We start from the raw sequence: 21,640 nt of genomic DNA, 5'->3' as shown, positions 1-21,640 counted from the left end.
TATAATAAAGCAGTATGGCGTGAGAAGAAAACAGTTTGCACCAAAGCCCCGGAGCGGACTGATTTCCCAATAGATACATGAGTTTATAGAAGAAAATAGAGATTGTAAACAGGAGGTCAACCAATGAAGACTTATATGGCTAATCCAGATAAGATTGAAAGAAAATGGTATGTAGTTGATGCAGAAGGACAGACATTAGGTCGTCTTTGCTCTGGAATTGCAAATGTTTTAAGAGGAAAAAACAAACCGGTTTATACACCGCACGTAGATACAGGAGATTACGTTATCGTAATCAACGCTGACAAAGTTAAAGTAACAGGTAAGAAGATGGATCAGAAGATCTACTACAACCACTCCGAATATGTTGGCGGAATGAAAGAGACTACTCTGAAAGAAATGATGGCAAAGAAACCGGAAAAGGTAATTGAGCTTGCTGTTAAGGGAATGCTTCCGAAGGGACCTTTAGGAAGAGCAATGATCAAGAAACTTCACGTGTACGCTGGACCAGAACATGCTCATGCAGCTCAGAAACCAGAAGTGCTGACATTTTAAGGAAAGGTTGAGAGGAGGAAATTACAGTGGCTAGTGCAAAATTCTATGGAACAGGAAGAAGAAAAAAATCCATCGCAAGAGTATATTTAGTACCGGGAACAGGTAAAATCACAATCAATAAAAGAGATATCGACGAGTATTTCGGACTTGAAACATTAAAAGTAGTAGTTCGTCAGCCGCTCGTTGCTACAGAAACAGCAGATAAATTTGACGTTTTAGTAAACGTACACGGAGGCGGATATACAGGACAGGCTGGTGCAATCCGTCATGGTATCTCAAGAGCATTACTTGAGGCAGACGCTGAATACAGACCAGTATTAAAAGCAAACGGATTCCTTACACGTGATCCACGTATGAAAGAACGTAAGAAGTACGGCCTCAAGGCTGCTCGTCGCGCGCCTCAGTTCAGCAAGAGATAACAGGCCCGACAAACCAATTCAAAAATGCTCAAAAAGCCCGGAACCATGCGGTTTTCCGGGCTTTTTCCTTTCCAAAAAGTCTGTTGTCCTTTGTCCGATTTTGGAAGGATTTGACCTTGCCTGACCCGGTTTTTCTTGATTAATAATGGGGCAACAGGCCCTTTTTGACCCCGTTATGATTAAAAAATGGGGCAACTGCGAGCCGAAATCGGGGTGTTTTAGAGGGCATTTCCCCCTTCATTTTTTCGATTCCATGACGGCCTTTGTGAACGGTTTTTCTTTTGAAGGGGATGTCCTGATTTGTCAGGATTTGACCAAACCGAATCCAGTTTATCTTGTTCTTCTGAGTTGCCGCTGTTACGTTTCAAGTGGACGAACTCGCACATTTGCGGTGCAGCGTTCTTTCTACATATAATGAAAGCGTAAAGGAGGAACGCCCTATGAAAAAACGGAAATTCAAGATATACCTCACCCCCGCCGAGAACAGTATTGTGATTCAGAGCCTTAATCACCTGCGCAATACCATGCTCCGTGAAAACCGGGACACCGGCTGCCTGGATGAACTTCTGCTCAAAGCCATGTGCGCCCCGGTGAAGAAGATGTGAAATTACATATCGCAGCTTAATGAGCCGCTTATTCTTTTCAGCAAGAGTAAGCGGCTTTTTTCATGCCCATCTTTCGGAGTTCCCCCATACATAGCCGTCCGTCTTGCCAACGGGCGGCTAAATCTAAGAAGAAGGAGGACATGAAAATGCCGGAACAGAGAAGCCGCCCCAGGGATGGCCGCGTGATCGCGCTGGCCAACCAGAAAGGCGGCACAGGCAAAACCACCACGACGATGAACCTGGGCATTGGTTTAGCACGTCTGGGGAAAAAGGTGCTGCTCATTGACGCAGACCCCCAGGGCGACCTTACCACCTGCCTGGGCTGGCAAAACCAAGACAGCCTGCCCACCACCCTGGCCACCGTCATGGAAAAGGTGATCCGGGATGAGCCATTCACCACGGATGAGGGCATTTTGCACCACAGCGAGGGCGTAGACCTTATGCCCGCCAACATCGAGCTGTCCGCGCTGGAAATGAGCCTGGTCAACGCCATGAGCCGGGAGTTTACGTTGAGAACCTATGTCAATGAAGTCAAGAAGCACTATGATGTGGTTCTCATTGACTGTATGCCTTCCCTGGGTATGATTACCATCAACGCCCTGGCTGCGGCGGACAGCGTGATTATCCCGGTGCAGGCCCACTATCTCCCTGCCAAGGGCATGACCCAGCTTATGAAAACCATCAATAAAGTGAAGCGGCAGATCAACCCGGCCCTGAAGGTGGACGGGGTGCTGCTCACTCTGGTGGATGGGCGCACAAATCTTGCCAGACAGACAGCGGATACCCTGCGGCAGAGTTACGGGAACGTATTGAAAATCTATCGTTCCGAGATTCCCGTAGCCATCAAAGCCGCAGAGATCAGCGCCGCAGGCAAGAGTATTTACGCCTACGACAAGGGGAGCAAGGTGGCCCAGGCTTACGCGGATTTTTCAAAGGAGGTGCTGGCGGATGGCGAAAAGCAGCGGGCTAAACTTCAATCTTCCCTCAGTCGATGACCTGTTTTCCACGGAGGAAGAACGGGCCGAGGCGCGGCTTGAAAAGGTTGTCAATCTTTCGCCTGCGGAGATCAGCGACTTTCCGAATCACCCCTTTAAGGTCCGTATGGATGAAGCCATGCAGGAAATGACGGAAAGCGTGAAGCAGTATGGTGTTTTGGTCCCCACCCTGGTGCGCCCCAAGCCAGAGGGCGGCTATGAGATGGTGGCCGGACACCGCAGGAAAAAGGCGGCGGATTTGGCAGGGCTTGCGGAAATCCCCTGTATTGTGCGGCAGCTCACCGATGATGAAGCCACGATTATCATGGTGGACTCCAACTTGCAGCGTGAGCAGATTTTGCCATCGGAGAAGGCATTTGCCTACAAAATGAAGCTGGACGCTATGAAAAGGCAGGCTGGGCGGCCTTCATTAGAAAATCTGACACCAGTGGTGTCAGAAAAAAGATTACGAACTAATGAGGAGTTAGGACTGCAGGTGGGAGAAAGTCGAGAACAGATACGACGTTATATCCGCCTTACCCATCTTATCCCGGAAATTCTGGAACTGGTAGATAATTCAGTCCTGAAAGACCAGGAAATGCTCCAGATTGCTATGCGCCCAGCGGTGGAGCTGTCCTACCTGCGAAAAGAAGAACAGGCCGACTTGTTCGCTATCATGGACGAGATGGACTGCACCCCGTCCCACGCCCAGGCCATCAAAATGCGCCAGATGTCCGAAGCCAAGACTGGAGGGGAACGGCTGGCCAAAGACGCCCTTGTTTCTATTATGAAGGAGGAAAAGCCTAATCAAAAAGAACAGTTCAAAATCCCAAAAGAAAAAATCAGCCGGTTTTTTGCGCCGGGGACGCCCACGCAGAAGATCGAGGACACCATTGTTAAGGCGCTGGAACTCTACCGCAAGCGCCAGCGCAGTTTAGAAAGATAGTCCACTACCAAGGGAGCAGTGCGCCCATTTGCAGGGAACTGGCGTTTTCGCTGTTCCCCCTCTCCACACCTCACCCCCTCGTACCACCTAAACAGCCTAAAAAAGAAGATATTTGGGGAGGCTGGTTTTTTCAAGAATCCACAGGGTTGCAGACAAAACGGATGAGGTGGAGAACGCCTGGCGCGCCTCTCTTTTTTAGAACGTAAACAGAATCCAGCCGTAAGCAGCACATCCAGAGCGATGTGCTTTTTTTGCGGCCATTTCAAGGAGGTAACACGATGAAAGCATTGAGAAAGCCTCTGTCCCTGTTCATGGCCCTGCTCATGTGCCTGGGCGTGTTCGTAGGGACAGGAACCACGGCTTTTGCCGCAGGCGAAACCATGACGACGTATATGATCGACCTGCCCCGTGCCAGCGACCCCAACAAGGCCGGATGGGGCCATCCCGCCCTGAATTTCCTGGGTGGCTGGTCCACCGGAGAGAACGACAGCTTTTCCGTCCACACCCAGGACGCCTTCAATGGCAGGGCCATCTACTGCATTGAGCCGGGTGTGGGTGTGAATACCGGCGACCAGTACACGGGCCGGGGCGAAGATTTCTGGGATAACTACCCGTCCAACTTAAACCCCACCATCCCACCGGATACCATCAAGGAATATATCGGGCGGATTATGACCTATGGCTGGCAGGGCAACGCCAGCACCTCATGGATGAGTGGGAACCCGGAGGACGCCAGCAAGATCGCGGGATATATCGCTACCCAGCTTCTTGTTTGGGAAACCGTCGTGGGTGAGCGCGACAGCCAGTTTAACCATGTGGACGCCAATGCCCAGGGCAAAAACAACGTGACGGAATATATCAGCGCCGATCATCCCCTATACAGCGAGATTTTCAGCCATTATTCCGCCATTGAGAGCGCGGTCAAGCGCCACACTATGCTCCCCAGCTTTTTCAGCAGCACCGCAGACGCCGGTGCCTATGAGCTGAAATGGGACGGCCAGCAGTATTCCCTCACTCTCACGGATACCAACGGTGTGCTGGGCGACTACACCTTCTCCAGCAGCACCACCGGGCTGAATTTCTCTGTGGACGGCAATCAGCTCACCATCACTTCCGCCCAGGCCATCAAAGGCTCTGTGACCATTAAGGCGGAAAAAGTGACTGCCCAGCGCAGCGGTGTTGTGGTTTGGACAGACGGCGTTACTGGCGGCGGCAAGCAGGACTTTGCCACCTACGGGGAAACCGTTTCCGACCAGATGGTAGGCTATCTGAATCTGGAAGTGAAAACCGGCAATATGAAGCTGATTAAGACTTCCGAGGACGGACAGGTAGCCGGGATCAACTTCACTATCACTGGCGAGGGGTACAGCGCCACCAAGACCACCAATGAGGCGGGCGAGATTGACATCACCGACCTCAATCCCGGCGTTTATACCGTAACCGAGCAGTCGATTGATAAGTATGAACCCCAGGAAACCCAGCGCGTGACCATCGTCAGCGGCCAGACTGCTACCGTGAATTTCAACAACAAGCTGAAGCGTGGCAGCCTGGAAGTGACGAAAACCAGCGAAGACGGGCTGGTGGAGGGTATGACCTTCCACTTGTACGGCACATCCCTCTCCGGGCAGCCGGTGGATGAGTATGCTGTGACGGATTCCAGCGGTGTGGCGCGTTTTGAAAACGTGCTCATCGGCACAGGCTATGTATTGGAGGAGGTGGATACCCCCATCCGTTATGTGGTGCCGGATTCCCAGACAGCCACCATCGAGTGGAACGCAGTTACTCACAAGAGCGTGAATAACGTGCTGAAGAAGTTCCGCGTCACCGTCACCAAGAGCGATGTGGAAACGGGCGCACCCCAGGGCGATGGTTCCCTGGCCGGTGCTGTGTATGGGCTGTATAAGGGAGACACCCTTATCGACAGCTTCACCACGGACGAGAACGGCCAGTTCACCACCGGGTATTACGTCTGCGATTCGGACTGGACAATCCGTGAAATCAGCCCCAGCGAGGGCTACCTGCTGGATTCCACCATCCACAAGGTAGGCGCGGAACCGGAGCTGTATGAGATTGAGCTGAACGATACCGCCAACGACGTGACGGAACAGGTCATCAAGGGCGACATCGCCATCATCAAGCATACCGACGACGGGGAAACCCAGATCGAAACCCCGGAATCCGGCGCAGAGTTCCAGGTGTTTTTGAAATCAGCCGGCAGCTATGAAAATGCCAAGGAATCCGAGCGCGATGTTCTCATCTGCGATGAAAACGGTTTTGCACAGTCGAAGAAGCTGCCCTATGGCACCTATATCGTCCGCCAGACCAAGGGCTGGGAAGGCCGTGAGCTGATGGACGATTTTGAAGTGTATATCGCTCAGGACGGGCAGACCTACCGCTACCTTATCAACAACGCCAATTTTGAGAGCTTCATCAAGGTGGTCAAGGTGGACGCAGAAACCGGCGTCACCATTCCCTATGCGGGGGCCGGGTTCCAGATTTACCGCCCGGATGGCAGCAAGGTGGAAATGACCTTCACCTATCCGACGCCCACCACGATTGATACGTTCTACACCAATTCCGAGGGCTATCTTGTCACCCCGGAAAAGCTGGAGTACGGCACGGGATATTCCCTGGTCGAAGTCCAGGCCCCCTACGGCTATGTACTGGACAGCACCCCGGTTTACTTTGATGTGACCGAGGACAATTCCAGCGAAGAAGGCGGCGTGACGGTGATCGAAGTCACCAAGCCCAACATGGCCCAAAAAGGAATCATCAAGGTCAGCAAAACCGGTGAGGTGTTCTCCTCTGTGGCAGAAAGCGAAGGCGTTTACCAGCCGGTGTACGAGGTGCAGGGCCTGCCCGGTGCGGTGTTTGAAATCACCGCCCTGGAGGACGTCTACACCCTGGACGGGACCCTGCGCTACTCTGCGGGCGAGGTAGTGGACACCATCACCACCGGCGAGGACGGGACGGCCCAGAGCCAGCCCCTTTACCTGGGCAAATTCCAGGTGAAGGAAATCCAGTTCCCCCACGGCATGGTGGATACCGGCGAGAACGTCACCAACGTAGAGCTGGTGTACGCAGGCCAGGAGGTGGAAGTCACCGAAACCTCTGCCAGCTTCTACAACCTGCGCCAAAAAGCCCTTGTGACGCTTGACAAGGTGCTGGAGCAGGATGAAACCTTTGGCATTGGCATGAATGGAGAAATCTCCGCCGTGACCTTTGGCCTCTATGCCCAGGAGGACATCACCGCAGCAGACGGTTCCGTGATCCCGGCAGACGGGCTTCTGGAAATCGTTTCTGTGAATGAGAACGGCCAGGCCATTTGCAGCACCGACTTGCCTTTCGGCAGCTTCTACCTGAAAGAGCTGTCCACCGACAGTCATTATCTGCTGAACGGCGAAACCTTCCCGTTCACCTTTGAGTACGGCGGGCCTTCCATTGCTGTGGTAGAGATTTCTGCCAATGATGGCGAGGCTGTCACCAACGAGCTGCTCCGCGGCGAAATCAAGGGCCTCAAAACTGACGAAAACGGCACGGGCCTGGGCGGGGCTGTCATCGGCCTCTTTAAGAGCGACGAAACCGAGTTTACCGCAGAAAATGCCCTTGCCACCGCCACCTCAGCGGAGGATGGCAGCTTCTCTTTCGCGGGTGTGCCTTACGGAAATTGGGTGCTGAAAGAGCTGGAAAGCCCGGAAGGGTTCATTCTCTCCGATGAAGTGCTCCCCGTTACCGTGGAGGAAGATGGGCAGGTTGTGGAAATCTCCCTTGCCAATGAGCGCGTGTACGGTGACCTGCGTTTGACGAAGGTGGATAAGGATTATCCCGACAACAAGCTCACTGGGGCCGAGTTCGAGGTGTACCGCGACACCAACGGCAACAAAGAACTGGACGAGGGCGATGAGCTGCTGGGCAAGCTGGAGGAAACCAGCACCGGCATTTACGAGATGTCCCACATCCTCTACGGCGGCGTGTTCGTAAAGGAAACCAAAGCGCCGGAGGGCTTCTTGCTGGATGAAAACGCCTACTATGTGGAGATCACCGAGAACGGCAAGATTTACGATGTAGAGAACGAGGCAGGGATTGGCTTCACTAACATGGCCCAGACAGGTTCCCTGCGGATTGAAAAGACATCCAGCGATGGAAATGTGGAGGGCTTCTCCTTCCGCGTGACCGGGGCCAACGGTTACGACCAGACCTTCAAAACCGATAAAAACGGTGAAATCTTCATCGAGGGCCTGCGCGTGGGCGATTACACCGTGTCCGAGGTGGCGGATGGGGCCAGCGCCAACTATGTGCTGCCTGCGGATAAGACGGTGACGATTTTTGCGGATAAGACCACCGTGGCGGAAATGCACAACGAGCTGCGCGACACCCCGAAAACCGGCGATGACAGCAAGCCCTGGCTGTGGGCGGCCCTGATGGGCGTGTCCGCTATGGGCGCTGCCGCCCTGGGCGTTGCGGCCTATGTGGGTAAGCGCAAGAAGGGCAAAAGCACCGTGAAATAACTGCGGCTTGATTCTGTGTTAGGAGGAATGATTTTATGGAATTGAAAACGATCATTGCCATTGCGCTGGTGGTATTCATCATCGGCGGCCTGATTTTCCTGAAAGTCAGAAGCCGGAAGAAGTAACCAGCCGGGGGCGGCCATGCGGGGCCACCCCTTTTACATACCAAAAAAGAAAGGAGCATTGCAAATGAGAGAACGATTTGAACAACGGCTGTTCCGCATATTCGCCCAGGCTGGTTATTCCCCGGTGCAGCTTCTCACCATCACCCCGGAGGAGATGGTGGAGATCCCCGGCATTACCGTCCCCAACATCCGGGCGGTGCTGTGCGTCCAGAACAAGGTGCTGGCAGACCGGAATAAAGTCCGCAGCGGCAGGCTGGTGGAGGAATTGCTGAAAGAAGCCGAAGAAAGCAGGTGCGGCCATGAGTGAACTGCACCTGCTGGACATACTGGCGGCCCGGCATGGCTGTTTCATCTCCGACTTAAATCTTTCGCCCATCCTGCGGCGGACGGCCCTTTTGGAGCTGTTCCGGATGGATGAGAACAGCTATCCGTTGTCTCAATGGCAGGACGCGGTGCGCTACCTTACCGGGGATGAACGGGATTTTGCCAGTGTAAAGGAAATCAAAGCATTTATCAAACAGGATATGGAGGCGTAGGGATGAACGATGATTCCACAGAAAAACGCATGGCTGGTGATTATGAGGTTATCCAAGCGGTGCAGATTGGCGACCGCGAGGTTGTTCTGGGGGAAAATCCACAGGATGAAACCGGCATGAAGTATATGTGCGCCTTTTGCCGGCAGAACGCTTTGTTTGCAGAATACAGCGAAGTGATGGCCAGTGATGATTTCCCGGAGATTGTGGAGTTGTTTGGCCAGCGGATTGCCGAGCAAGCGCAGAAAACCCACATAGAGCTGAACAAGCCCCGCATACAGGGCATAGATGACCGTCCCATCACGGCGGAAGGCTGTACCCCCATTTCTCATGAGGATGATCTGCACGGGAAAATCGTGGTGATAAAGCCGGAGGTGCTGCGCCGGGAATACCGCAGAGCCACCCGTCAGCTCAAGCTCTGTATGGGAGGCTTTGGGGCTTCTCCGCACAGCAGGGGGTCAGCCTGTTACTGCGTTGACCTTTATACTGGCAAAGAGAGCCGCTATGAACGCATGGACGTGCTGGGAACGATACAGCCGGAGGACCTTCCCGGCTGGGCCAAGCATGGACTTACCTCGATTCAGCAGGAACAGGCTCAAAAGAAAACCACGAAGGAGCGTGAACGATGATGGATTACAGAGAAAATGCCGGATATATCATTACGGATTCCTGTCATGTGGGTGACAGCGAATTTGTCTTGGGCGTTCATTTGACAGCGCCCCAGCAGTTTGTCACCTGGAAATGCAGTAACCGGACGGACTACGATTGGGGCCACTATTTCAGCGACCTGTTTTCTGCGCAGAAGGATTTGGTGGCGCGGGCGCAGGAGGAGGTGCAGTGCCTGGAGGAGCAGCGGCAAAACACCATTGTGCCGGAGGTCCCTTCCTATTCCCCATGGGGCAAAGTCCAGGAATGTGAAACGCTCTGCCCTGGCGTTTATTCCGTTTCCACCCCAGGGCATGGCGGAATTATGGTGCGCCGGGAATTGGCGGAAAAGATATTCCGAAAAGAAGCGATGGGCTGCGCCTTTGTTAAGGGCGGCTACCTCTGCTTTGAGGAGGACTGCGACGCGCAGGTGGCTCTCCGGGAGCTGATGGATAAAAAGATGATTCAGGCTCCGGTGAACGAGCACTTTGGCCCAGGCGCGTATGAGGCTGTCATCAATAGCAGCGTGCAAATTCACCACCCCGAATATTGGCAGGCACGGGAAAAGGCCATATCGGAGCAAAAACGACAAGCGAAAAAGAAAGGACGTGAGCGATAATGGAGCTGAAAATCACCAGCATGACCCCGGCGGATCGCCTGTATGCGTACAACCAGAGCAGCCAGCTTGAAGGGCAAACCGGCTGTATCGGCCATCTGCGCGGGGATTTTGGCAGCGGCCAGGAGTTTTACACTTCCTGGTTCGACCACCGAAGTGAATACAAGACTGATGAATTTAAGGCGGAGTTTGATGAAGTGGTCAACACTCTGCGGGAGAAGGACGGGCTGCTCTGCACCCGTGACAGCATGACCAGGTTTTGCTATCAGAACCCGGAGACTGAGTTTGAGGGAAACTACTGCGCCGAGTACGGTTTTAAGGTGCAGACGCCCCAGCACACCTATATGCTCCGGTGCAATCCCAATTATGGAGACTACAACTTTTATCTCTACGCCTACGTTGCCCGATTTCTGGAACACCACATGGAAAAGGCCAAACAGGGCATCCGGTTTATCACGCCCGGCTACAAGGAGCTGTTCCGCATTCCCGATGGCGACCATATCCGCATTTTCACGGGCGGCGGAGAAACCCGCGACCGCACCTGCCGGTTCATCGACGAAACCCATTTTGAAACCAGCGGAGGGTATTCCAGCGCCCTTTATCATATCTGCGAATTTGCGGAGCGATTGGAGCAAACTCACGGGAGCGTGATCCCGCTGCGTTCTTCTCTGCCGGTGCAGTGTTTTAGTGTACTGCCCTCATCCGGGGAGCTGATTCTTCTGACCAGGGGCGAAAAAGGCTACAGCCCTTGCTATGATTTTTCAACTCCTGACGCTCAACAGAACCGAGAGTTTGCAGATGACCGCAATGTGAAGAACGGCGTTACCAAGGCGCAGGAGGCCGCCATGCTTGCCGGCTCCATGTTTGGCTGGCAGACCCCCGCCGCCGATCCCAGAAACTATGACGAGCAGGGGCAGCCTATCAAGCCCAGGCAGAAAGACCGGGGTGGAGCCCGATGAAGGAGGAAAGACACGTCATCTGGAGCAATTATGGCCTGGACTATGAGGATTGGCGGGACGATCTGGAGGCAGAATACCCGGATTTATCCGAAAATGAGCGCATTTCTTTGATGTATGAAATCAATGGGGATTACCTGGATGATGAGTGCGCTAACCTCAATGTGCAGCTCTCCCAGCCGATTTTAGTCGTAGGCGACCTGGGCCTGTGGAATGGTCGGCGCATGGGATATAAGGAAATCCCCAGCGGCAACATCCGGGACTGCCTGTATTCCGACACAGATTATTCCACCTGGTATGTGGACCGGCTGGGCGATCTGCGGTGCGACGCCATCCACCACGATGGCACGAACTTTTACCTCTACCGCGTTTACAAGGACAGCGCCAGCCCTTCTCAAATTGAACTGCTGAAAGAAAAACTATATCGCGGCATTGCAACCCGCGCCGATATTACGAGAGTGACCCGCAGGCTGGGCGATGACATCGCCAAAGTCTACGGGTTTTCCATTCCCCGGCAGCGGCAGGCCGCCGCCATGGAAAGATGAGGTGATAAAAATGGCGTCTTTACCGCCCGTAAAACTGGATACGCATGAGGACTGGTTCAACTTGCTGATGACGGTTCTCCATCAGCAGGCGGAACAGAACCCCTATGAAGAATACCGGGAGATGGCTCAAAAGCTGATCGACCAGTTTATGCGCTACGGGAGGCCCTTTGTTGACAGCGACCATGCGCCCTGCGTGGCACTTCGGATGTACCCAAAGGAGGCCGGAAATACCATCTGGCTGTTGCTGCTCTCCCTGTGCAATCAATATGACCCTGATAAGGATTACAGCGCAGAACTGAAAGCTGCGAAAAAAGAATAAGAAAAGGAGGGGCAACCGATGGCGATACGATATAAAGCCTTGACGGAGCTGTACCAGGAAACGCAGCGCAGCGTGACAGCTCCCGACCAGTGGCGGGCGTTTCTGGCTTCTGCCTGCCGTAACTACCGGCTTTCTTTCGATGAACAACTGCTTGTCTACGCCCAGCGCCCAGACGCCACCGCCGTCCTGGAGATCGAGCGATGGAACCGGCAATTTGGGCGCTGGGTAAACCGGGGCGCAAACGGCATTGCTGTTTTTGACGGTGAACACAATGGCAAGCCCCGGCTGAAGTATTACTTTGATATTTCCGATACCCATGAAGCCCGGTTCCCACGGCCCGTCCCCCTTTGGACGGTGCGGGAGGAATACGCGCCGGACATCATCGAAACGCTGGAAAACAGCTTTGGAGAACTGGAGCACAAGGAGGATTTGGGCGAAGCCCTGCTCTCTGCGGCAAAGAACGCCGTGGAGGACAATATGCCCGACTATTTTTCTGAATTGAAAACCCTGACGGAAGGCAGCTTTCTGGAAGAACTGGACGAGCTGAACCTAGAGGTGGAATACCGCAGGGCGGTGCAAAACAGCATTGGATATATGCTGCTGGTGCGCTGCGGCCTCGACCCGTCTGAATACTTTGAGGATGAGGATTTTCGAGATGTGCTGAATTTCAACACCCCGCAGACCCTGAACGCTTTGGGCGTGGCCACCGGGGACATCTCCCAGATGTGCCTTTCCGCCATTTCCCGCACGGTCCTTGCCCTGCAAAGACAGCCCCAAAAAGAAAATCGCACATTTGAACCTCAGCAGAAAAACCAGTATGCTGTAACTGAACAGGAAAATACGCAGCCGGAAAGGAGTTTTGAATATGACCGAGATCACTTACACCAGGCAGGGCGACTACAATCTGCCGAACCTTCTGCCGCCCCAGGAGGAGCCGGTTCCCCATGGGAAATACGCATTGCTTCGGAAGAAGTTCCTCAAGGAGCACCGCAGGGTGACGTACACCAACCTGCTGACCAGCGGCAAGCTGAACAGCCATCTGGCGGAGATCCAGCAGACCGCCCAGCGCCGGATGGAGCAGATCGTGGCGCAGATGGCCAAGGCTCAGGGCGTGACGGAGGAACTGAAAGCCAGCGACCAGATGAAATGGGTGCAGATGATGAACAATCTGCAGAACGCGGCGGAGGAAACGGTGCTGGCAGAACTGATTTACAGCTAACGACCCAAGAGCCGGAACCGGAAGAAAGCGCAGGTGGCGAACAGCTCCCTGCGCTTTTGGATGAAAAGCAGATCATGGCCATCATCGCCAACAAGGACGATGACCTGAAATATAATAAAAATCAGATCGAGCTTTTCTTCTCTGTTCACAGCGACGTTCAGGAACGGGCAGAATATCTGAAATCCGCTTATCAGGACCGGTACACCGAGATCATCGCTGACGGGCAGCGCCTGGGATATAAGCCCCAGGAGAATGGCCTGCTCATGTGGGAAGGCTCTTACCCATCCCGCACCAAGGAATCCGTTTTTTCCTGGGATATTGTGGCCCAGTGGATTGCCCAGCTCATTGACAAAAAAGAATATTTCATTCAGACGGACATCCCGCAGCTCCCCGATCAGGAGAGCCAGCAGATGTCCCTTTTTGATTTTGCGGCGTTCAACCAGCCAGCCCAGGCCGAGGGTACAGCCCAGCCATCCATTTTCCCTCATCCGGCTCTGCCCCAGCAGGTGATCGACGAGGCGCTGTGCATTGGTGCCAACGACCAGAACAGCCGCCTCATCATCTGCGCCTATTTCAAAAAGGATAAGCCGGACAATGCCCGGTTTCTGGCGGAACACTATGGCGAGAACGGCGCGGGCTTTTATTTGGATGGCCGACAGTATGCCATCTGGTACAACGCCGAGGGAATCCGCATTGCCCAGGGCGAAAGTGCCCAGCGTTCCAGCGCCACCCTCATCTCCTGGGAACAGGCGGCGGCCCGTATCCGGGAACTGCTGGACTTGGGCCGGTATATGCCCCAGAGCGAACTGGACCGGGTGGACGAGTACGAGCGCCAGCAACGGGCCGCGCAGCTATGGTATCTCCGGCAGGATTTTGCAGAAGGCACCGCTGACGCGGGTTATCTTCTCGCGGTGAATGCCATTTACGGCAAAAATCATGGATTTCCAGAGGAAAGCGCCGCCATAAGCGATTTGTTAGGCCATCCGGAGGGGTTGCAGAACCTGCGGGATGAGCTGGAGCAGTTTGTCACAGCATACGGAGAAAACCGGGAACTGTTGCGGTTCCATTTCCACCGTCCGCAAAGACTGCTGGAACAGCTTTCTGACCTGCAGAGAGAACCGCTGCACTTTACCGTCGCAGAGGGGTATGACCCCCAGCGGCGGTTTTTTATCTCCGGGGACGAGATCGACAATCTTCTGCGTGGTGGAAAAGGCAGCACCGATTACCGGCTGGCCGTGTATTCATTCTACCGCAACCACACAGAGCGCAAGGAACGGGAGAATTTCTTAAAGCACTACCACGGTGAGTATAGCGGCTACTCTGGCGGGAACGACGATGTAACCTACCAGCGCAGCAAGGGCGTCTCCTTCAGCCACGGCAGCATTACTGCACCCTACGCCAAGGTGGAACTGAAATGGAACGCTGTGGAAAAGCGCATCAGCGCCATGATCGCCCAATGCCGGTTTCTCACCGATGAAGATCGGGCCGCAATGCCGCAGTATGAGAAGCACCAGCTTGCCCAGAATATCCGCACTTTCTTTGAGAACGTGCCCCAGGAGCAGCCCCACCCCTATCCCTTTGGCTTTGACTATTGGGACGCGGTGAAGCTCATTGAGCCGCAGCTTGACGACCCGGCCCGTGTGGAAGAAATCTATCAGATGATGGTCCCCATTTGGGAGGCCACCCCACAGGATGACAGGATGTATGCCCTGCTCCAGCAGGCATTTGGAAACCTCACCGCCTTTCGGCAGGGAACCTTCACGCTCTTTGCAGAGCATAAGGAGCCTGTGGCTCCTGTCGTGCCGCAGGCCAAAGCCTACGACCTGGGCTATGGTCATCTGGGAAATGGCATTACTGTGTGGAACCGGCTGGAGGAAGAACACGGGGATTATAAAATGGTTGCCCACATTGCCTCAGACCGCACAGTGCAGATTTACGATAAGGAAATGCCCCAGGCAGTGCGGGAGGAAATCCAGCGGATTGCTGACACTTCGGAAATGACCATTTCCGCCACCCAGGACGCGCCGGTGTTCACCGTGCCGCCCAAAGTACAGGAATCGCCTCAAAAAGAAGAACTGGCAGACCCCTACCCGGAGCTGGCCGCCCAGGTGCTGCGCTTTGTGGGAGAGTTTGACGGTTCCCGCATGGGCTATGGCGAAGATGACGCCCAAGCGGTGGAAAATATCGCCCAGCAGCTCCATGACCTTGTTCAGAGAGAGGAAATCCGCAGACTGCTTCAATCCTTCCTGGACCATGCGGACCCGGAAGAAGAAATCGCGGTGGACATCACCCTCTGTATGGAGCAGATCGCGGAGTTGCCCCAGGCCCTTACCCCGGAACAGGCGCAGATAGAAGAAATCGCCGGTTATCTGGAGGAGGCCGGATATGCGGCTTCCAACGAACTAATCGAAGAAGGCTTGATGGATTACCGTGCTCATGGCGGCAAAGGTAACAGCCAGGATGTTGCCGACTTCATTGAGCGCGAGTTTTTGTCTGAGGAGCCGGAACCTGCTTCTCTGGATGTTGCCAAAGAGTTTATCAACGATTTCTGCGAGGCCAAGTATGGCAGCCCAGCCGATTTCAGTGATCTGGAAAAGGTGGGCATTGCTTACACCACTGTCACGGATGAGGAAATCCACATCCAGGTCAATGCCGATCTGGTCCATTACCGCATTGAGCGTTACCTGGACGGACGGTTTTTGGAGCGCAGGCAGTATGAGAGCCTGGACGAACTCATCCAAAACGAATTGGCCGAACTGGACTTTGACGACCTCGTTTCCGTTTCTGATGAAGAATTAGAATCCATCGGTGCCACGCCGGAGCATGGTTCAGATGACTACCGCTTACTCAGCCGCCTGAAAGCCGACTGCGACTACTTCCTGGGCGCTGGCGGTCGGGCGGAAAAGCACCTGTGGGCCGGGAACGTGCGGGAGCAGATCGCCAAAATGCGGGAACTCTACGCCGCCCTGCCGGAAAAACCGGAATGGCTCACACAGGAGGACATCGACCACTACGCCCAGCGCATGGAGCCGCCTTTTGAGGTGGTGGTATACCATCACTTTGAAAATGGCGTTGATGAACGACTGGATTACCAAACGCTGGCGGAGGCGGAACAGGCGGCGCAGAAATATGTGGCCGGCACCATGGAGGGCGAGGATGGCTTTGCCTATGATGGAGCTGGTATCTATGACCTTCAGGAGAACAGATGGCTGCGTGTCTACGGGAACTTCCCGGATGAACGGTCCATGGAACAGGCGAAACAAGCCCCTGCCACAGAAGAACCGTCAGCCAGCTCAGAGCAGGCCGATTTACAGCCCCAAAAAGAAGAATCACTCCCACCGCCGCCGAAGCGCCCCCGGCGTGAGCGCATTACTTTCACGACTCTGCACCCGGAGGTCCCCAGGGACCAGCGCCATGATTTTCACATCACCGATGACGCCCTGGGCCATGGCACCCCCAGCGAGAAATACGCGGCCAATGCTGCCGCCATCCGCACGTTGAAGCAGATCGAAGCGGAAGAACGGCTGGCCACGCCCGAAGAACAGGAAATCCTATCCCGCTATGTGGGCTGGGGCGGCCTTGCGGACTGCTTTGAGGAAACCAGCCCCCACTATGAGGAGCTGAAATCTCTGCTGGATTCGGAGGAATACGCAGCGGCCAGGGCCAGCACCCTCACCGCCTTTTACACGCCGCCCGTGGTCATCCAGGGAATCTACAAGGCTCTCGCTCAGATGGGCTTTACCCAGGGCAACATCCTGGAGCCATCTTGCGGCACCGGCAATTTCCTGGGCCTGCTCCCTGCGGATATGGCGGGCAGCAAAGCCTACGGCGTGGAGCTGGATTCCATTTCCGGGCGGATTGCGGGGCAGCTTTACCAAAACGCCAGCATTTCCGTAAACGGCTTTGAAACCGTGCAAATGCCCGACAGCTTTTTTGATGTGGCCGTGGGCAACGTCCCCTTTGGGGATTTCAAGGTGCTGGATAAGCGGTATGACAAGCACCACTGGCTCATCCATGACTATTTCTTCGGAAAGACGCTGGACAAGGTGCGCCCTGGTGGTATCGTGGCGTTCATCACGTCGAAAGGCACGCTGGATAAGGAAAACTCCGCCGTCCGTAAATACCTGGCCCAGCGCGCCGACCTCATCGGGGCCATCCGCCTGCCGGATAACACCTTCAAGCGGAACGCCGGAACGGAAGTGACCAGCGACATCATTTTCCTGCAAAAGCGCGACCACATCACCGACTTAGACCAGGATTGGGTGCATTTGGACACAGATGAAAACGGAATCCGCATGAACCGCTATTTCGTGCAGCACCCGGAGATGATTCTGGGCGACATGGTGATGGAATCCACCCGGTTCGGGCCGGACAGCGCCTGCAAAGCCCGCGAGGGGGAAGATTTATCCGAACAGCTTGCCAATGCCATCCAGTTTTTGCAGGCGGAAATCAAGCCCTACGAGCTGGAGGAACTGGACGAGGAGGAAGATCACTCCATCCCCGCCGACCCCACTGTGAAGAATTTCAGCTATACGATTGCAGACGGGCAGGTGTACTACCGGGAAAACAGCCTCATGCACCCGGTGGAGGTCTCTATCACGGCGGAAAACCGTATCCGTGGCATGATCGAGCTGCGGGAATGTGTCCGCAGGCTCATTGAGTACCAGACCGAAGGCTACCCGGATGAGGATATTGCAGCCGAGCAGCAAAAGCTCAATGTTCTTTACGACAACTTTACCGCCAAGTACGGCCTGATTAACAGCCGGGGCAACAAGCTGGCCTTTTCGGAGGACTCCAGCTACTGCCTGCTCTGCTCTTTGGAGGTGTTGGATGAGCAGGGCAACCTAAAAAGAAAAGCCGATATGTTCTCCAAGCGCACCATCCGTCCCCATGTGGCTGTCACCAGCGTGGACACGGCCAGTGAAGCGTTGGCGGTGTCCATCTCGGAAAAAGCCCGTGTGGATATGGACTATATGGCAGAGCTGTCGGGGAAATCCCCGGAGGAACTGGAACAGGAACTTGCCGGGGTGATTTACCGGGATATTCGCTGCGCGGAGAACCCGGAGGACATCCTGTCTTCTTTGGCCGATCTGAGCCGCTATCCTCTTGTCACAGCGGACGAGTACCTTTCCGGGAAAGTGCGCCAAAAGCTGCGGATGGCAAAAGCCTTTCTGGAAGTGGCCCCCGATCATCAGAAAGAAGCCGCTCGCAGAAATGTGGAGGCTTTGGAGGCTGTCCAGCCCCAGGACCTGGGCGCTGGCGAAATTGGCGTACGCATTGGCGCGAACTGGGTGCCCGTCGAAGTGTACCAGCAGTTCATGGTGGAGCTGCTCACCCCCAATTACTATGTGCGGGACCGTATCAGAATCCTGCGCTCCGAAGCCACCGGCCAGTGGAGTATTCGGGAGAAAAACGCCGACCGCAGCAATGTAAAGGCCAACACCACCTACGGCACCAAGCGGATGAGCGCCTACCACATCCTGGAGCAGACCCTGAATCAGAAGGATGTGCGGGTATTTGACTATATTGAGGACGAGAACGGCAAGAAAAAGCCCGTCCTCAACAAGAAAGAAACCGCCATTGCCCAGGACCGGCAGGAACTCATCAAGCAGAAGTTTGCCGAGTGGATTTGGAAAGATATTGATCGCCGGGAACTGCTGTGCCGCATTTACAACGAAACCTTCAACGGTATCCGTCCCCGTGAGTACGATGGGCGGCACATCCGGTTTGAGGGCATGAACCCGGAAATATCCTTACGGCCCCATCAGATCAACGCCATCGCGCACATTTTGTATGGTGGGAACACGTTGCTGGCCCACGAAGTAGGGGCTGGCAAAACCTACGAGATGGTGGCCGCCGCTATGGAGATGAAGCGCCTGGGCCTTTGCACCAAGTCGCTGATTGTGGTGCCTAACCACATCACCGAGCAGTGGGCGGCGGAATGGCTCCAACTCTATCCTTCTGCCAACATCCTGGTAGCGACAAAGAAAGATTTTGAAACCCAGAACCGGAAGAAGTTTTGCAGCCGCATTGCCACCGGGGACTATGACGCCATCATCATCGGACATTCGCAGTTTGAGAAAATCCCCATGAGCGTAGAGCGCCAGCAGGCCATTTTGGAGCGCCAGATCGAGGAGATTCTGTTTGGCATTGAGCAGGCCAAGGCGCAGAAGGCGGAACGCTACACGGTCAAGCAGATGGAGCGCACCCGGAAATCGCTGGAGACAAGGCTGGCCAAGCTCAACGACCAGAGCCGCAAGGATGATGTCGTCACTTTTGAACAGCTTGGCGTGGACAGGCTTTTTATTGATGAGAGCCATTATTTTAAGAACTTGTTTTTGGCGACAAAAATGCGGAATGTGGGAGGCATTGCCCAGACCGAGGCTCAGAAAAGTTCTGACCTCTTTATGAAGTGTCAGTACCTGGACGAGCTGACTGGTGGGCGCGGCGTGATCTTTGCCACCGGCACCCCCATTTCCAACTCCATGGTAGTGCGCCCGTAAGGGGCTGTAATAATCTTACCTTGAGCAAGTAATAGGGCAAGGTATCAAAGCGGAATAATCCGCACCCTATCGTCACCCGACTTATCCAAAAGGGGAAACCCGATGGGGAGTGTAGCATGTCGGAGGGCACGAAACACGGAAACTTCCAAAGTGTTTGCGTGGTAGTGGCGAAAAGTTATGAATAAGGATGAAAGCTAAACTGCCTGAATGACAGTCGGAGATTGGGCAAAATGTTGCTCCATGCGTAAGGAAGTTATACTCGCATGTACTCTGGTGGATATGAGTCGGCCATGCGTATCCACAAGATACCCAGAGTAAATCAGCCATAGGATAATGGAAAACGACGAACGTCACATCCGAAATCATAACAGGCTTATGTTATTACAGTTCTAAACGGGGATTGCCTAAGGTAAAATGCCGAAAATCGGCTATGAGTGCTATGAGAAAAGTGACTCTGAATATTTACTATGGCAACAGAGTCTCCGTAGTAGTCCGAGGACGGGAAAGCCGTCCACATGGCGAAGGGAGACAGTCTTTCTTCAATACAAATAATAAGGAAAGGTGCGTGAGGCATTATGAGAAGTCCCGAAAATGTATTGAAAAGTTTAAGTGAAAAAGCAAAAAACAAAGAGTACAGGTACGAGAGATTATACCGTAACCTGTACAACCCAGAGTTCTATCTGCTTGCATACCAGAATATTGCGACCTCTCAGGGGAGCATGACGGCAGGTGCAGACGGATTCACTCTTGACGGTATGAGCATGGAGCGCATTGAAAAGCTCATTCAGAAGCTGAGAGACCACTCATACCAGCCGAACCCTGCAAGGCGTGTTTATATTGCGAAGAAAAACAGCAGTAAAAAGCGCCCATTGGGGATTCCGTCAACGGACGATAAACTGTTACAGGAAGTTGTCCGTATGATACTTGAAGCAATCTATGAGCCGACATTCTCTGATAATTCACATGGTTTCAGACCGAAAAGAAGTTGCCACACAGCGTTAAAAGAAATCGTAACGCTGTTCACTGGTGCAAAGTGGATAATCGAAGGAGACATTAAGGCTTGTTTTGACAGCTTCGACCACCATATCACAATACAGCTTTTGAGAAAGCGCATAAAAGATGAAGCGTTCATATCGCTGATGTGGAAGTTTCTAAGGGCAGGATATATGGAACAGTGGACATACCATGAAACGTACTCCGGCAGTCCACAAGGCTCCGGTGTCAGTCCGATACTTGCCAACATCTATCTGAATGAACTTGATGAGTTCATGGCAAGGATGAAAAAGAGTTTTGACAAAGGCGATACAAGAAGCCGTAAAGTCCACAAAGACCATGATAAGGTACGCTGGGCTTATCGGAAAGCGCAGAAAAATCTGGAAATAGAGCGCACAGAAGCAAACCTAGCAGCATTTAAAGAAGCAAGGAAAGTGATGTTGTCCACACCACATTTAGACGAGATGGATGAGAATTACAAAAGACTTCAATACAACCGTTACGCTGACGATTTCCTGATTTCAATAACAGGTTCAAAGCAGGATGCTGAAAATATCAAGGAACAGGTAAAGATATTTCTAAAAGACAAGCTAAATCTCACAATGTCGGAGGAGAAAACTCACGTTACCCATTCCTCTGAAAAGGTGCGGTATCTTGGATACGACATAAGAATATCAAGAAGTCAGGACACAAAGCGGACGAAAAAAGGTCTGCAACGGGTGTGGTATGGAAAAGTGCAGTTATATATGCCGAAAGAAAAATGGATTGCGAAACTGCACGAATACGGTGCGTTTAAAATCAAAAAAGACGAAAACGGCAAAGAGATTTGGAAGCCACTCCACAGAGGGGCGCTTATGCCATTAGACGATGTGGCAATCATCAGTAAATATAATTCTGAAATCAGAGGATTGTACAATTATTACAGGTTAGCAATCAATGTATGCAATCTGGGGAAATTTCATTCTATCATGCGTGGAAGCTGTTTAAAGACGTTGGCGGCAAAATATAATTCTTCTGTTATGAAGATGTATAAGAAATACCGTAGCGTAAAGGGCGACTTTGGCGCAGATTACAAAACCAAGAGTGGAACAAAGCGGTGTGAGTTTTACAATGAAGGATTTAGGCGTAATAACAATATCGCACCTGAATTTGTAGACATTATGCCGAAATACAGAGGGCAGA

At 53.5% G+C, this 21,640-nt stretch carries 17 protein-coding genes; 16 read left to right on the top strand and 1 reads right to left on the bottom strand.

Annotated features, from left to right (window positions below; translation table 11 throughout):
* The first annotated feature begins 123 nt into the window (after nt 1-123).
* The 13 genes from rplM (at nt 124) to B5E64_RS10510 (ending at nt 11,743) form a co-directional block, all read left to right on the top strand.
* Nucleotides 124-552 (top strand): 50S ribosomal protein L13, encoded by a 429-nt coding sequence (rplM, locus tag B5E64_RS10565; RefSeq protein ID WP_087168485.1) that lies wholly within the window; start codon nt 124-126, stop codon nt 550-552.
* Nucleotides 553-578: 26 nt separating this feature from the next.
* Nucleotides 579-971 (top strand): 30S ribosomal protein S9, encoded by a 393-nt coding sequence (rpsI, locus tag B5E64_RS10560; RefSeq protein WP_087168484.1) that lies wholly within the window; start codon nt 579-581, stop codon nt 969-971.
* A gap of 440 nt (nt 972-1,411) precedes the next feature.
* Complete coding sequence (locus B5E64_RS18170) at nt 1,412-1,576, top strand: hypothetical protein (RefSeq protein ID WP_015535538.1); 165 nt, start codon at nt 1,412-1,414, stop codon at nt 1,574-1,576.
* A 146-nt stretch (nt 1,577-1,722) separates the two neighbouring features.
* Nucleotides 1,723-2,571 (top strand): AAA family ATPase, encoded by an 849-nt coding sequence (locus tag B5E64_RS10555; protein ID WP_087168483.1) that lies wholly within the window; start codon nt 1,723-1,725, stop codon nt 2,569-2,571.
* The gene (locus B5E64_RS10550) at nt 2,525-3,496 is read left to right on the top strand and encodes a ParB/RepB/Spo0J family partition protein (protein WP_087168482.1); all 972 of its coding nucleotides are present in this window, start codon (nt 2,525-2,527) and stop codon (nt 3,494-3,496) included. Before B5E64_RS10555 ends, B5E64_RS10550 begins: the two co-directional genes overlap by 47 nt.
* 278 nt (nt 3,497-3,774) lie before the next feature.
* Entirely contained in the window at nt 3,775-8,004 is a 4,230-nt protein-coding gene (locus B5E64_RS10545; RefSeq protein ID WP_087168481.1) for a SpaA isopeptide-forming pilin-related protein, read from the top strand.
* Between the two features lie 189 nt (nt 8,005-8,193).
* Nucleotides 8,194-8,436, top strand: coding sequence for a hypothetical protein (locus B5E64_RS10540; protein ID WP_087168480.1), 243 nt, complete (start codon nt 8,194-8,196; stop codon nt 8,434-8,436).
* Nucleotides 8,429-8,665 carry a hypothetical protein gene (locus B5E64_RS10535; protein ID WP_087168479.1) on the top strand — a complete coding sequence of 79 codons (237 nt, stop codon included), beginning with the start codon at nt 8,429-8,431 and terminating at the stop codon, nt 8,663-8,665. Before B5E64_RS10540 ends, B5E64_RS10535 begins: the two co-directional genes overlap by 8 nt.
* A 2-nt stretch (nt 8,666-8,667) precedes the next feature.
* Nucleotides 8,668-9,291 carry a hypothetical protein gene (locus tag B5E64_RS10530; RefSeq protein ID WP_087168478.1) on the top strand — a complete coding sequence of 208 codons (624 nt, stop codon included), beginning with the start codon at nt 8,668-8,670 and terminating at the stop codon, nt 9,289-9,291.
* Nucleotides 9,288-9,926, top strand: coding sequence for a hypothetical protein (locus B5E64_RS10525; protein ID WP_087168477.1), 639 nt, complete (start codon nt 9,288-9,290; stop codon nt 9,924-9,926). The genes B5E64_RS10530 and B5E64_RS10525 overlap by 4 nt, the downstream gene beginning before the upstream one ends.
* Nucleotides 9,926-10,882, top strand: a complete 957-nt coding sequence (locus tag B5E64_RS10520; protein ID WP_087168476.1) for a hypothetical protein — start codon at nt 9,926-9,928, stop codon at nt 10,880-10,882. The genes B5E64_RS10525 and B5E64_RS10520 overlap by 1 nt, the downstream gene beginning before the upstream one ends.
* A complete protein-coding gene (locus B5E64_RS10515) occupies nt 10,879-11,424 on the top strand; it encodes a hypothetical protein (protein ID WP_087168475.1) in 546 nt (181 codons plus the stop codon). Before B5E64_RS10520 ends, B5E64_RS10515 begins: the two co-directional genes overlap by 4 nt.
* Before the next feature lie 10 nt (nt 11,425-11,434).
* Nucleotides 11,435-11,743: a hypothetical protein gene (locus B5E64_RS10510; protein WP_015535527.1), complete on the top strand. Its 309-nt coding sequence runs from the start codon at nt 11,435-11,437 to the stop codon at nt 11,741-11,743.
* A 549-nt stretch (nt 11,744-12,292) separates the two neighbouring features.
* Here B5E64_RS10510 and B5E64_RS18165 read toward each other — a convergent pair.
* Nucleotides 12,293-12,622, bottom strand: a complete 330-nt coding sequence (locus tag B5E64_RS18165; RefSeq protein ID WP_204247060.1) for a hypothetical protein — start codon at nt 12,620-12,622, stop codon at nt 12,293-12,295.
* Here B5E64_RS18165 and B5E64_RS18160 point away from each other — a divergent pair.
* From B5E64_RS18160 to B5E64_RS10495, 3 genes are all read left to right on the top strand, one after another.
* Nucleotides 12,609-12,962, top strand: a complete 354-nt coding sequence (locus B5E64_RS18160; RefSeq protein WP_204247059.1) for a TnpV protein — start codon at nt 12,609-12,611, stop codon at nt 12,960-12,962. The two genes, B5E64_RS18165 and B5E64_RS18160, sit on opposite strands and share 14 nt — an antisense overlap.
* A gap of 2,597 nt (nt 12,963-15,559) precedes the next feature.
* Nucleotides 15,560-19,465 carry an LPD11 domain-containing protein gene (locus B5E64_RS18755; RefSeq protein WP_343284061.1) on the top strand — a complete coding sequence of 1,302 codons (3,906 nt, stop codon included), beginning with the start codon at nt 15,560-15,562 and terminating at the stop codon, nt 19,463-19,465.
* A gap of 575 nt (nt 19,466-20,040) precedes the next feature.
* The coding region (locus B5E64_RS10495; protein ID WP_087168554.1) for a reverse transcriptase domain-containing protein at nt 20,041-21,640 on the top strand (1,600 nt) is incomplete at its 3' end.

The organism is Drancourtella sp. An12 (assembly GCF_002160935.1).
In the GTDB taxonomy this organism is placed as follows: Bacteria; Bacillota; Clostridia; order Lachnospirales; family Lachnospiraceae; genus Sellimonas; species Sellimonas catena.
This window is presented reverse-complemented; position numbering and strand designations above follow the sequence as displayed.